Origin of the sequence: Exiguobacterium flavidum, assembly GCF_003344535.1 — a bacterium.
In the GTDB taxonomy this organism is placed as follows: domain Bacteria; phylum Bacillota; class Bacilli; order Exiguobacteriales; family Exiguobacteriaceae; genus Exiguobacterium_A; species Exiguobacterium_A flavidum.
In genome coordinates this window covers 1-14,128 of the sequence record NZ_QPKS01000012.1, presented here as the reverse complement: position 1 = coordinate 14,128, position 14,128 = coordinate 1, and the positions used below count along the sequence as shown (strand labels likewise).

11 protein-coding genes are annotated in these 14,128 nt (G+C 53.9%); 7 read left to right on the top strand and 4 right to left on the bottom strand.

The annotated features are described in order from the left end of the window. Positions 1 to 2 precede the first annotated feature (2 nt). The 4 genes from mnmE to rpmH all read right to left on the bottom strand — a co-directional run bounded on the left by mnmE (position 3) and on the right by rpmH (position 3,094). Complete coding sequence (gene mnmE, locus DFG60_RS11455; RefSeq protein WP_114571912.1) at positions 3 to 1,385, bottom strand: tRNA uridine-5-carboxymethylaminomethyl(34) synthesis GTPase MnmE; 1,383 nt, start codon at positions 1,383 to 1,385, stop codon at positions 3 to 5. Between the two features lie 135 nt (positions 1,386 to 1,520). Next, the gene (yidC, locus tag DFG60_RS11450) at positions 1,521 to 2,366 is read right to left on the bottom strand and encodes a membrane protein insertase YidC (protein ID WP_114571911.1); all 846 of its coding nucleotides are present in this window, start codon (positions 2,364 to 2,366) and stop codon (positions 1,521 to 1,523) included. 68 nt (positions 2,367 to 2,434) lie between these two features. After that, on the bottom strand, positions 2,435 to 2,788 hold the full coding sequence (rnpA, locus tag DFG60_RS11445; RefSeq protein ID WP_114571910.1) for a ribonuclease P protein component: 354 nt from the start codon (positions 2,786 to 2,788) through the stop codon (positions 2,435 to 2,437). Positions 2,789 to 2,959: 171 nt separating this feature from the next. Further along, entirely contained in the window at positions 2,960 to 3,094 is a 135-nt protein-coding gene (gene rpmH, locus DFG60_RS11440; RefSeq protein ID WP_114571909.1) for a 50S ribosomal protein L34, read from the bottom strand. Positions 3,095 to 3,840: 746 nt separating this feature from the next. Here rpmH and dnaA point away from each other — a divergent pair. From dnaA to DFG60_RS11405, 7 genes are all read left to right on the top strand, one after another. Next, entirely contained in the window at positions 3,841 to 5,220 is a 1,380-nt protein-coding gene (gene dnaA, locus DFG60_RS11435) for a chromosomal replication initiator protein DnaA (RefSeq protein WP_114571908.1), read from the top strand. Positions 5,221 to 5,409: 189 nt separating this feature from the next. Beyond that, on the top strand, positions 5,410 to 6,543 hold the full coding sequence (dnaN, locus tag DFG60_RS11430; protein WP_114571907.1) for a DNA polymerase III subunit beta: 1,134 nt from the start codon (positions 5,410 to 5,412) through the stop codon (positions 6,541 to 6,543). A gap of 138 nt (positions 6,544 to 6,681) precedes the next feature. Next, entirely contained in the window at positions 6,682 to 6,903 is a 222-nt protein-coding gene (yaaA, locus tag DFG60_RS11425; protein WP_114571906.1) for a S4 domain-containing protein YaaA, read from the top strand. A gap of 2 nt (positions 6,904 to 6,905) precedes the next feature. Next, the gene (gene recF / locus DFG60_RS11420; protein ID WP_114571905.1) at positions 6,906 to 8,060 is read left to right on the top strand and encodes a DNA replication/repair protein RecF; all 1,155 of its coding nucleotides are present in this window, start codon (positions 6,906 to 6,908) and stop codon (positions 8,058 to 8,060) included. Positions 8,061 to 8,070: 10 nt separating this feature from the next. Next, complete coding sequence (gene gyrB, locus DFG60_RS11415; protein ID WP_232818704.1) at positions 8,071 to 9,984, top strand: DNA topoisomerase (ATP-hydrolyzing) subunit B; 1,914 nt, start codon at positions 8,071 to 8,073, stop codon at positions 9,982 to 9,984. Between the two features lie 27 nt (positions 9,985 to 10,011). After that, positions 10,012 to 12,651 (top strand): DNA gyrase subunit A, encoded by a 2,640-nt coding sequence (gyrA, locus tag DFG60_RS11410; protein WP_114571903.1) that lies wholly within the window; start codon positions 10,012 to 10,014, stop codon positions 12,649 to 12,651. Between the two features lie 86 nt (positions 12,652 to 12,737). Further along, a complete protein-coding gene (locus DFG60_RS11405; RefSeq protein ID WP_114571902.1) occupies positions 12,738 to 13,796 on the top strand; it encodes an HD-GYP domain-containing protein in 1,059 nt (352 codons plus the stop codon). The last annotated feature ends 332 nt before the right edge of the window (positions 13,797 to 14,128 follow it).

Here is a 14,128-nt window from a genome sequence, read left to right as displayed (position 1 = left end):
GATCATTTCCCTAGACAGAATTGTGAGAACAACTGGTCGATCAGGCTCTCCTGGACCGTGTCCCCGTTGATTTCCCCGAGCGTATCCCACGCGCGGCGAAGGTCGATCTGGACCATGTCGATCGGCATGCCATTCTCTGCCGCGTCGAGTGCGTCCTCGATCATCTTGCTCGACTGCTTGATCAGCTGGATGTGACGTGCGTTCGAGACGTACGTCATGTCCTTGCTCTCGACGCCTTTTTCGAAGAACAGGGCTGCGATCGCCTGTTCGAGGTCATTGACCCCTGCCTCTTCAAGCAGCGAGGTCGTCACGACCGGACGGCCATCCGCACGCTCGCGAACACGCCCGAGGTCCACCTTCTGCTCGAGGTCGCTCTTGTTGACGATGATGATCGCGTTCATCCCTTCGATCGCATCGAACAAAAGCTCGTCCTCAGGCGTCAGTTCGTCGTTCCCGTTCAGGACGAGCAGGACGAGATCTGCTGACTTGAGTGCCTGTCGTGACTTCTCGACGCCGATCCGCTCGACGATGTCCTCAGTCTCCCGGATTCCGGCCGTATCGACCAGTTTGAGAGGCACGCCTCTGACGTTGACGTACTCCTCGATCGTATCCCGAGTCGTCCCGGCGATGTCGGTGACGATCGCCTTCGCTTCCTGGACGAGCGTATTGAGAAGCGACGATTTCCCGACGTTCGGACGCCCGATGATGGCTGTGGATAACCCTTCCCGCAAAATCTTGCCTTGCCGGGCTGTGGATAACAACTCACCGAGGACGCGACGGACGTCTCCCGCCTTGTCGCGGATGATCGCCTGCGTCATCTCCTCCGCGTCGTATTCCGGATAGTCGATGTTGACCTCGACGGCCGCGATCGTCTCGAGCAGCTGCTGTCGCAACTCGTTGACGAGCCGGGACAGACGTCCTTCCATCTGACCGAGCGCGACGGTCATCGCCCGGTCCGTCTTCGCCCGGATCAAATCCATCACAGCTTCCGCCTGCGACAGGTCGATTCGGCCGTTCAGGAATGCACGCTTCGTGAATTCGCCCGGTTCCGCGAGCCGTACGCCCGGCTGTTCAAGGATCAACTCGAGCACCCGATTGACTGCGACGAGCCCGCCGTGGCAGTTCAACTCGACGACGTCTTCACGCGTGAACGTCTTCGGCGCACGCATGACGCTCACCATCACTTCGTCGACGACCTGATCCGTCTCGCGGTCGACGAGCTTTCCGTAATGGATCGTATGCGTCGGCACATCGATCAACCTGTTTGCACCCCGGTATACATGGTCAGCGATCGTAACCGCCTGCGTCCCGGATAGTCTTACAATCGCGATCGCCCCTTCGCCCATCGGCGTCGAGATCGCGGCTATCGTATCGAATTCCATCATCCGTCCTGCACCTCTATCCTTAAAATCGATCTATGTCATCTGTTGAATTTCAAAAAGTCTATAACGGAACTACTATACACGAAATGGGGATAAAGAAAAAGAGCGACACTCCTCATGGAGCGCCGCTCGGGACGATCAGCGTTTCTTCTTCTTTTTAGGAGCTGGTTGCGGTGTTTCCGCCTCACGCTTCGCAGCGAGAGTCGCCTCCGTCTGAGCTTTGATCTTCTCACGCATCGGCTTCATGATCGCGATCGTGACGATGATCGAGAAGATGTAACCGACGACCCAGTAGAGCGAAAGGGCTGACGGGAGCGTCACACCCATGATGAAGATCATGATCGGGAAGACGTAGAGCATGATTTTCATCTGCGGGTTGTCTTCCTGTCCTGCCATCGAGATCTTCTGCTGAAGGTACGTAAAGATCGCAGAGAGGATCGGAAGGACGAAGAACGGATCCGGTTTACCGAGGTCGAACCAGAGGAACGTGTGCTGGAAGATTGCCGGCGTATAGACGATCGCGTTGTAGAAGGCGATCAGGATCGGCATTTGGATCAAGATCGGCAAACAGCCGGCAAGCGGGTTGACGTTGTGCTCCGAATAGAGCTTCATCATCTCTTGCTGCAGCTTCTGCTGTGTCTCTTGGTCCTTCGAGCTGTATTTCTCTCGGAGTTTCATCATCTCCGGCTGGATGACCTGCATCCCGCCCATGCTCTTCGTCTGTTTGATCATCAACGGGAGGATGAGAAGGCGAACGATCAATGTCGTGATGATGATCCCGACACCGTAGTCATCATTAAAGAAGTGCGAGATTTCACGGATCAGCCAAGCCATCGGCCAGACGAAATAGTGATTCCAGAAACCTTCTGTCTCCGATGTGATCGGATCCCCAGTACCATACGTACCCGGCGTACAGCCGGACAGGACGACGGCGAGGACAGAAACGAGTCCAAGCGTCAGCCAAATTTTCACTTTCTTGTTCATAATTCCTCCTAAATGTCATCCCTTCAGGCGCCTTGGTGATGAACGGGACGCCGAAGTCTTGTCTTCGGTTATTTTTGCTCTTGACGCTTCCATACACCAGCACGTTTGAACACATGCCGCAAACTGTCCGTCACCTCTTGCTGCGTAAGCGCAGCAGCAGGGTTCCGCGCGATGATCACAAAATCATAGGCAGGCGAGAGTGAGGCGGTATGCGTCTGACAAGCCGCACGAATGTATCGTTTCACTTGGTTACGCACGACGGCGTTCCCAACTTTCTTGCTGACGGAAAGACCAATCCGAAAATGCGGCTGTCCTTCCTTTTTAAGCGCGTATACGACAAACTGTCGATTGGCGACAGAGGCTCCTCGATTAAACACCGCTTGGAACTCCTCATTCTTCTTGATGCGGTATTCTTTCTTCACCTTGATCACTCCATCCTTACTTCACGAAAATTCGTCGTCTTTCATCATATCATAGAACATTCCACACGGGCGATACCTATGGTGTGACAAAAGACAGAACTCGGGACAAAAAAAATGGACCACGGAACGCAAGACGCGTTCGTGATCCATCACCTCAGCAAAAGCTGTCGATTATACAGTCAAGGCTTTGCGGCCTTTAAGACGGCGAGCAGCCAAAATACGGCGGCCGTTCTTCGTAGCCATGCGTGCACGGAAGCCGTGGACTTTTTTACGCTTACGGTTGTTCGGGTTGAAAGTTGGTTTCATCAGTCTGCACCTCCTCTAAAATGACACTCTATCAAAAATCGTCGTTTGCTACATAAGGCAGTCTTGTTGATTATATAAACAGATTCCGGCATTGTCAATCGTTCCAGGAAAAGAATTGTTCATGAAAGGTAGGAGGGGAGTGATCATCACCAATCTATCATCTCGAGCGTCGACGATTTGATTGATCTTATCATGCGATAGAAAGGAATCGAAGTTTTGCTAATGAAGTACTCCTTTTTCCAGCTATCCACAGACTTATCCACACTATCCACACTTTCCGTGGATAACTCTTACCTTTGCCTAGCATAATGAATGGAAATCGAATCGTCAATATTGAATCCGTACGTTATATTTTGAACGATTGATTCCATTTGTGTATAACTTCCTCCTTGACGCTTCCTCTTTCGAATAGTTATCCACTCATTATCCACAGCTTATCCACACTGTACACACCCTGTGGGTAACTCCCTGTGTATATCCCTCTTTTGTTGTGGATAAATCATTTAAAGCATTGTCACACCACATTTCATTTGATACACTAATTGTGCATAACATTGTCGGATCATGATTTAGAACAGTGAGTTATACACACGTTGTGGATAACTTTACCCACAGTTTTTCTTGCTTGTGGATAACGTTATCCACAACTTTTATGTTTTGGGGATAAGTCGTGTTTCTACATTAACTTGTGCTGTGCATATGTCTGTGTATAATTTTTTCGCAATATGGAGGTAAGGGGGGTTTTTATGAAGAATGCCGCAGAACTTTGGCACAACGTGTTGTCTGTGATCGAAGAGGAAGAACGGACACCGAAAGCAAGTTACGATATGTGGCTGAAATCCACAGAAGGCGTCATGTTGAACGGCACGACCTTGATCGTGTCGGCACCGGCTGCGTTCACAGTGACGTGGTTAGAACGCCAGTACTTATCTTTGCTTGAAGACACGGTCGAGGAAGTGACCGGAAGCCGGCTCGATATCCAGTTCATCGAAGAGGGCCAAGCGAAGAAGATGCTAGACCGTCAAAATGAGGAAGCGTACGAACCGGCTCCGTTGCCCGCACCGCGTAAGCGTCCCGTCGAGGAGATGACGATCTCGGAACTCGGACAATTGAATGAGAAGTATACGTTCGATACGTTCGTCATCGGTTCAGGAAACCGCTTTGCCCACGCTGCTTCGCTTGCCGTGGCAGAAGCACCTGCTAAAGCCTATAATCCGCTCTTCATCTACGGGGGAGTAGGGCTCGGCAAAACGCATTTGATGCATGCGATCGGTCATTACGTCCAGGAGCAGAACCTCGGTACGCGGATCGCCTATGTATCCTCTGAGAAGTTCACGAACGACTTCATCAACTCGATTCGCGACAACAAGACGGTCGAGTTTCGGAACAAGTACCGGAACATCGACGTCCTGCTGATCGACGACATCCAATTCCTTGCCGGTAAAGAACAGACGCAGGAGGAGTTCTTCCACACGTTCAACGCGCTCCACAACGACCAGAAGCAGATCATCATCTCGAGCGACCGGCCTCCTAAGGAGATCCCGACGCTTGAAGACCGTCTGCGTTCCCGTTTCGAGTGGGGACTGATCACCGACATCACGCCTCCGGACCTCGAGACGCGGATCGCGATCCTGCGGAAGAAGGCGAACGCGGAGCAGCTTGACGTCTCTAATGAAGTAATGATGTATATCGCGAGCCAAATCGACACGAACATCCGGGAGCTCGAAGGTGCCTTGACTCGCGTCATCGCTTATGCGAATCTCGTCGGCCGTCCGATCGATCCGAACGTCGCAGCCGAGGCGCTCCATAACATCATGCCGGTCGCAGAACCGAAGAAGGTGACGATCCGAGACATCCAGGAATCCGTCAGCAAACACTTCAATCTGCCGTTTGACGACCTGAAGGCGAAAAAGCGGACGAAATCGATCGCTTTCCCGCGCCAGATCGCAATGTATCTCTCCCGGGAGATGACGGAGAGCTCTCTTCCGAAAATCGGGGAGGAGTTCGGCGGACGTGATCACACGACGGTCATCCATGCACATGAGAAAATCAGCATGCTCGTCCGTTCCGATGAAGAAACGGGCAAGGTCGTCGAACAAATCAAGCACGAACTGAAACACTCATGAAGACCTGTGGATAAGGGTGTGGATAAAAGAGGGTGGTTATCCACAGTTTATCCACAAGCATTTTGGCTTAATACCAAGTTATCCACCGACTTATCCACACTATCCACAGGCCCTAATACTATTATTAAAAATAAATATTATTATGTTATGATGGTCTGACCGACCAATCGAGAGGAGAACAACGAACTTATGCATATCACCATTCAACGCGAAGCATTGATTCAAGCTGTGCAAGATGTAGCAAAGGCAGTCTCATCCCGTACGACCATCCCGATCCTGACAGGCATCAAGCTCGAAGCCCACGGCGACGGCATGACGTTGACTGGCAGCGACACGGAAATCTCGATCGAACGGACGATCTATGCGGAAGAAGAAGGCAAGTCATACGTGACGGTCCATCGTGCAGGCAGTGTCGTCCTGAACGCCCGTTTCTTCGGTGACATCGTCAAGAAGCTTCCTACGGATGAAGTGACGCTCGAAGTCTCTCCGAACTTCATGACGCGCATCCAGTCCGGTACGGCAGAGTTCCATTTGAATGGACTCGATCCGGATGAGTTCCCGCGCCTGCCGCAAGTGGACGGAGGCCAACGTTTGCGTCTGCCTGCAGATCTGTTGCGCTCGATGATCCGCCAGACGAGCTTCGCCGTCGCCGTCCAGGAGACGCGCCCGGTCCTGACCGGTGTCAACTTCTCGGCGGATAAAGGAATCTTGACTTGCGTCTCGACCGACAGTCACCGCCTTGCCCTCAGACGCGCTCAGTTCGACACTGAGGAGGAGATCACGTTCCAGAATGTCATCGTACCCGGAAAGAGCTTGAACGAGCTCTCGAAGCTTCTGAGCGACGGATACGTCGATGTCGTGATCACGAACCAGCAGATTCTCTTCAAGATGAAGCACGTCTTGTTCTTCTCACGTCTGCTCGACGGCAACTACCCGGACACGTCGCGTCTCATCCCGGAAGAATACCGGACGGCAGTCCGCATGAACGCGAAGGAATTGCTTCAGGCGATCGACCGTGCCTCGCTTCTCGCGCGTGAGGACCGCAACAACGTCATCAAGTTCGCCGCTGAAGGTTCTGAGGCCGTCGAGATTTCTTCGCATTCCCCGGAAGTCGGAAAGGTGTCGGAGCAAGTCAGCATCCTCTCGCTCGAAGGGGAGGAGTTGAAGATCTCCTTCAACTCGAAATACATGATGGATGCGCTGAAGGCGCTCGACGCGACGGATATCGAGATCCAGTTCACCGGTTCGATCCGCCCGTTCATCCTTCATCCGGTCGACCAGGACAACGTCTTGCAGTTGATTTTGCCCGTCCGTACAGCATGACCAACAGGCTCAGGGAGAGGACTTCCCTGAGCCGTTTTTTCATAAGGAGTATATGTGTTCGTTTTTTTGCTAAAAACGAACTTTTTTAGTACAATAAAGAGTACGCCATTTTTAATATGTAGGTAGGAGGAATCAGACATGATTCAAATCAATATCACGACTGAATACGTCACACTCGGTCAATTCCTGAAATTAGCGGATATCATCTCGAGCGGCGGGCAGGCGAAGCCGTTTCTCGCGGAAGTGCCGATTCTCGTCAACGGCGAGGTCGATCAGCGACGCGGCCGTAAGCTTCGGGACGGGGATGTCATCGACGTCGAGGACTACGGTCAGTTCGTCATCAAGAACGAGGGCAACTGATCGTGCGGCTGGACTCGGTGCAGCTCAGCCACTATCGCAACTACGACACGCTCGAGTTGTCATTCTCGGAGAAGACGAACGTCCTGATCGGGGAGAACGCGCAAGGGAAGACGAACCTGCTCGAAGCGATCTATGTCCTCGCGCTCGCGAAATCCCACCGGACGACGCATGACAAGGAACTGATCCAGTGGGACGCGGAAGCGGCCAGGGTAGAGGGACGGATCGTGAAGCGGACGGGCAGCCACACGCAGGAGATCATCATCTCGCAACGCGGGAAGAAGGCGAAGCTGAACCATCTCGAGCAACGACGCCTGAGCGACTATATCGGCGCGCTCAACGTCGTCCTGTTCGCTCCGGAGGATCTGCACATCGTCAAGGGCAGCCCCCAGCTCAGAAGACGCTTCCTCGATATGGAGATCGGTCAGGTCAGCCCCGTCTATCTCCACGAGCTCAGTCAATACTTGAAGGTGCTCAAGCAACGCAACGCGCTGCTCAAGCAGCTGTCGATGAAAGGAGGGGACGAGACCTTCCTTGATATTTTGACGGAGCAGATGATCGCGCTAGCCGTTAAGATCGTAACGCGACGTCATCATTTCATCGCCCAGCTCGAAAAATGGGCACGGCCGATCCATGACGGGATCAGCCGAGGACGGGAAGAGCTCGTCCTGATCTATCGTTCCGATACGTTCGGTGATGATTTGCTGGATGTAGAAGGAATGACTGCAGCTTATGAACAGAAGTTTGGTAAAATGAAAGAGAGTGAAATCCGTCGGGGCGTGACGCTTTTCGGTCCGCACCGTGACGATTTCGAGATGGAGGTCAACGGACGCAATGTTCAGACCTATGGTTCGCAAGGGCAGCAGCGGACAGCCGCGCTTTCCTTGAAACTTGCGGAGATCGAGTTGATCCACGAGGAGGTCGGCGAGTACCCGATTCTGTTGCTCGACGACGTCCTATCAGAACTCGATGACCATAGGCAGACCCATCTGCTCGACACGATGCAGCGGAAGGTCCAGACGATCCTGACGACGACGAGCGTCGAAGGGATCGCCCACGAGACGATCCGGCAAGCACGGCTGTTCCACGTGAAACAAGGGGAAGTTATTTTTGAAGATAGACCATATAAAAAAACAGTAGGTGAGAAAACCGATGAGTAATCATGAAGATATGGAAATGGAACAAGGGTATGGTGCCGAACAGATTCAAGTCCTTGAAGGTCTAGAAGCAGTCCGGAAGCGCCCTGGTATGTATATCGGCTCGACGAGCTCGAAAGGACTTCACCACTTGGTCTGGGAAATCGTCGACAACTCGATCGACGAAGCGCTCGCAGGTCACTGTGACACGATCAAAGTGACGATCGAACCGGGCAACTCGATCGTCGTTGAGGATAACGGCCGCGGAATCCCGGTCGACATCCAGGAGAAGATGGGCCGTCCTGCGGTCGAGGTCATCTTGACCGTCCTGCACGCCGGCGGTAAGTTCGGCGGCGGCGGATACAAGGTGTCCGGCGGTCTCCACGGAGTCGGGGCGTCGGTCGTCAACGCGCTCTCGACGAAGCTCGAAGTCTTCGTCCGGCGCAATGAGAAGGTCTACTATCAAGCGTATCACCGCGGGGCGCCTGTACAGGACCTCGAAGTCGTCGGTACGTCCGAGGATACAGGGACGACGATCCGTTTCTTCCCGGATAGCGAGATCTTCCAGGAGACGCTCGAATATGATTTCGATCTGCTCGCGACACGTCTCCGTGAACTCGCGTTCCTGAACAAGGGACTGAAGATCATCATCACGGATGACCGTGACGATGAGCCGATGACACGCGAGTTCCATTACGAAGGTGGAATCAAGTCCTACGTCCAGCACTTGAACCGTTCGAAGGAAGTCGTCCATGAAGATCCGGTCTACGTCCACGGGACGAAGGACGGGATCGAAGTCGAAGTCGCGCTCCAGTACAACGACGGCTTCGCCGCGAACATCTACTCATTTACGAACAACATCCCGACACACGAGGGCGGAACGCACGAAACCGGCTTCAAGACGGCGCTTACGCGAGTCATCAATGACTACGCGAAGAAGTTCGGTTTGATGAAGGATGCGGACGGCACGCTGTCCGGTGAAGACGTCCGTGAAGGATTGACGGCGATCGTCTCGGTCAAGCACCCGGATCCACAGTTCGAAGGACAGACGAAGACGAAGCTCGGAAACTCGGACGCGCGGACGGCGACAGACACGCTGTTCTCGTCGACGTTCGAGCAGTTCCTGCTCGAGAACCCGTCGAGCGCACGTGCAATCGTCGAAAAAGGGATGATGGCTTCACGCGCCCGTCTCGCTGCGAAGCGAGCGCGGGAACTGACACGCCGTAAAGGTGTCCTCGAAGTCAGCTCGCTCCCTGGTAAGCTCGCCGACTGCTCGTCGCGCGATGCTACCATCTCAGAACTCTACATCGTCGAGGGTGACTCGGCGGGCGGTTCTGCGAAATCGGGACGCGATCGTCATTTCCAGGCGATCCTTCCGATTCGAGGGAAAATCCTGAACGTCGAGAAGGCGCGTCTTGATAAGATCCTCGGAAGCAACGAGATCCGGACGATCATCACGGCGCTCGGCACAGGTGTCGGCGCGGAGTTCAATATCGAGAAGGCGCGCTATCACAAAGTCATCATCATGACCGATGCCGACGTCGATGGCGCCCACATCCGGACATTGCTTTTGACGTTCTTCTACCGCTACATGCGTCCCCTCGTCGAGTACGGCTACGTCTATATCGCACAGCCGCCGCTCTTTGGGATCAAGCAAGGCAAGAACATCACTTACGTCCACAATGAGCGGGAGCTGCAGGAAGCGCTCGAGCGTCTTCCGGAAAATGCCCGTTATGACATTCAACGTTATAAAGGTCTCGGTGAGATGGACCCTGAGCAGCTCTGGGAAACGACGATGGACCCGAGCGGCCGCATGATGTTGCGCGTCGAGCTCCAAGATGCGATCGAGGCCGATGAGGTCTTCGATATGCTGATGGGCGATCAGGTCGAACCACGCCGTGATTTCATCCAGTCGCACGCCCATTACGTGAAGAACCTGGATATTTAACGTTGAACAGAAAGGGTGGCCACAAGAATGTCCGATCAACAGTCGAATATTAAAGATATCAATATCAGTCAAGAAATGCGTACATCCTTCATGGACTACGCGATGAGCGTCATCGTCTCGCGGGCGCTGCCTGACGTGCGTGACGGGCTCAAGCCCGGTCATCGCCGTATCCTCTACGCGATGAACGACCTCGGGATCCGTGCCGACAAGCCGCACAAGAAGTCCGCCCGTATCGTCGGTGAAGTCATTGGTAAGTATCACCCGCACGGGGATACTGCCGTCTACGACACGATGGTCCGGATGGCACAGGACTTCAGCTACCGCTACGAACTCGTCGATGGACACGGAAACTTCGGTTCCGTCGATGGCGATTCGGCGGCAGCGATGCGGTATACGGAAGCGCGTATGTCGAAAATCGCGATGGAGATCGTCCGTGACATCAACAAGAACACGGTCGACTTCAAGGACAATTACGACGGATCCGAACGCGAGCCGGTCGTCATGCCTGCCCGCTTCCCGAACCTGCTCGTCAACGGATCGAGCGGGATCGCGGTCGGGATGGCGACGAACATTCCGCCTCACCAGCTCGGCGAAGTGATCGACGGTGTGCTCGCACTGTCGCACAATCCGGACATCACGATCCAAGAGCTCATGCACCACATCCCGGGCCCTGATTTCCCGACCTCAGGAGAAATCCTCGGGCGCAGCGGCATCCGCCGCGCGTATGAGACAGGTCGCGGATCGATCATCGTCCGGGCGAAGACGGAGATCGAAACGACGAAGAAGGGCCGGGAACGCATCCTCGTCACAGAGCTTCCTTACCAAGTCAACAAGGCACGTCTCGTCGAGAAAATCGCGGATCTCGTCCGTGAGAAGAAGATCGAGGGCATCACGGATCTTCGTGACGAATCGGACCGCCGCGGTATGCGCATCGTCATGGAAGTACGCCGCGACGCGAACGCGAGCGTCATCCTGAACAACCTCTATAAGCAGACACCGATGCAGACGACGTTCGGCGTCAACATGCTAGCGATCGTCGGCGGACGACCGAAGACATTGACGCTCAAGGAGATGCTCTATCATTACCTTGAGCACCAAAAAGAGATCGTCCGTCGCCGGACGCAGTTCGACCTCGAGAAAGCTGAAGCGCGGGAGCACCTGCTTGCAGGACTCCGTATCGCCCTCGATCATCTCGATGAAGTCATCGCGATCATCCGCGGAAACCGGACATCGGACGCTGCGCGCGAGCAGCTGATGGAGCGCTTCGCGTTGTCGGACCGGCAGTCGCAGGCGATCCTTGAGATGCGCCTTCAGCGCCTGACTGGTCTCGAACGTGAGAAAATCGACGCAGAGTACGCAGAAATCATCTCACTCATCGCGGAGTTGCAGGCGATCCTTGAAGATGACGAGCGCCTGCTCGACCTCATCCGGACGGAACTCGAGGAAGTGAAGGAACGCTTCAACGACAAACGCCGGACTGAGATCCGGATGGACCACATCGAGTTCGAGGATGAGGACCTGATTCCGGAGAAGGATATCATCATCACGTTGACGAGCAGCGGCTACATCAAACGCCTGACGACCGACTCGTACCGCACGCAGCGTCGTGGCGGACGAGGGGTCCAAGGAATCGGCACGAACGACGAAGACCATGTCACGCGTCTGCTTTCGTGCTCGACACACGACACGATCCTCTTCTTTACGAACCGGGGCAAGGTCTACCGGATCCGCGGTTATGAAGTGCCGGAGATGAGCCGTTCTTCGAAGGGTGTTCCGATCATCAACTTGATTCAGATCGAACGCGACGAGAAGGTCGAGACGATGATTCCGGTCAACTTCAAACGCTATCTCGAAGAGCAGGCGGCGCAGGAAGTTCTGCCGCCGGCTGAAGTGATCGACGTTATAGAAGGCGAAGAGGTCGAGGCAGAGGAAGAAATCATGCAGGATGAGCAGAAGTCGCTCATCTTCATGACGAAGAAGGGACGCGTCAAGCGTTCCCCACTCTCTGCATATGCTCGCATCAACAAGAACGGCTTGATTGCGATCCGTCTCTTCGAGGACGACGAACTCGTCACCGTACGCCTTGCAGCGACGGAGGACGAAGTCATCACGGCCTCGAAAAATGGGAAATCGATTCGATTCCCGATCGCGAACGTCCGCTCGATGGGCCGCGGTGCACGCGGCGTCAAGGCGATGACGCTCACCGGTGAAGATATCGTCATCGGAATGGAACTTGTCCGCGAGACGCAGGATGTCCTCGTCATCACGGAAAAAGGCTACGGGAAGCGTACTCCGATGACTGAGTTCCGCACGCAGTCGCGTGGCGGTAAAGGTCTCATCGCGAGCAAGGTGACGGAACGGGTAGGGCCGATCGTCGCTCTTCGGATCGTCGATGTCGATGACGACATCATGATCATGACGGAAAGCGGAATCGTCATTCGTACCGACTCCCAGAACATCTCGCGCGTCGGACGAAACACCCAAGGGGTCAAAGTCATCCGGGTCGAGGACGGAGATCGCGTAGCGACCGTCGCGAAGCTGAAAAAAGAGGAAGAGAGTCTTGAAGCAGAGACGGAAGAGCCTGTGATCGGCGAAACAGAGGGCGCGGAAGTCGAAGTGGATGAAGTCCTTCCTGAAGAGACGTCAGAAGAAGCACCAGAAGAGTAAGACAACCATATGAGTAAGTTGACAGCAGAGTAGAGACATCAACCGTGTCTTTGCTCTGCTCTTTTTGCGAAAAAGGAGGGACCGGAATGAAAATCAAAAGTGAACACCTGGTGATTGGGGATAAACTGAGCAGCCCGGTATTTTTACATACAAAAAACCCGATCGTCGACTCAGGAAAGAAGGTCACGTTCGACGAGTTGCGTCGTCTGCAACGCTTTCTGATCAAGGAAGTCGAGATCGAACCACGCGGGAAGGAACTTGAGGAGGCGGCGCGCAAGCAGCTTGAAGCGAAAGATGCGCTCCTGTCCGAACCGATCGAGGTGGATCGATTCGGTGCATTCATCGCTTCCTACGACAAGGCATTCACTTCTTGGGAACAAGGGATGCCCCCTAATATCTATGAAGCGATCGATTTGATCAACCGGTCCGCACCTGACAGAATTGCACCTGATGAGATCCTGCCTTACTTCCTTGAAAAAGGAACGGAAGCCTACACGGTCCGGCATGCAATTTATCGCGGGGCGCTCGCGCAATTGCTCGCTGAACGGACAGGCAAGGATCGCCGGATGGTTCTCGATCTGTGGACAGCATCCTATTTCGCCGACTGCGGTCTCGCCCGATTGATGGAATGGCGCCACTCTAAGCGTTATGAAGCGATGAAGCAGGAAATCTTCCACCGCCATCCGGCGATGGCGTTCCAGCTCCTGCAAAAGGAGACGATCATCTCGGACACGGTCCGGCGCCTTATCGTTCAGCATCACGAGCGGCTTGACGGTTCAGGGTACCCGCTCAAGGTGAACGGGGACAAGATTACGGACCATGCCCGGCTGTTCATCGTCGCGGATGTGTTCGCAGCGATGACGAGTTGGCGTCCATACCGGGAGGCGCATTCTCCGTGGGAGGCATACCGTTTCATGAAGGCGCGGCCGCATCAGTTTGACGAGACTTACACGACGTTACTCGGTGCCCAGTTCTTTGAGATCAAACAGGGGGACCGGATATTGCTGAGTGACGGGAAAATCGGACAGGTCGTCGAGGAGACAAACGAATTCGATCGGCCGGTAGTCTCTTATGATCACTTTGGTCAAACGATGACGATAAACCTCAAAGAAAAACGTCAGACAGAAATCATGCAAATACTCTAAGTTCGAACGATGGAACGAACATAACGATGTATAGTCCTGTTCTATCAATATGAAGTTCATTCAAGACTGCTATCTCCATCCAATCGAGGAGAGGCAGTCTTTTGCTATGTCAAAGTTACCATCAGAGAGCATATTCAGAGAGCTATATATGGAAGAGAAAAAACGAAGGGGCGACTTATCGGGTCACATCCAAAAACTTTTTCAGAAATAGGGTTGCACAATAATAATCACCATGGTATATTATTTCATGTCCTCAAGAGAAACACGATGACGACGCGAAAAGAAGAAAAACGATTTGAAAATAATCGTTGACTTGTTCGGAAGAACTTGTT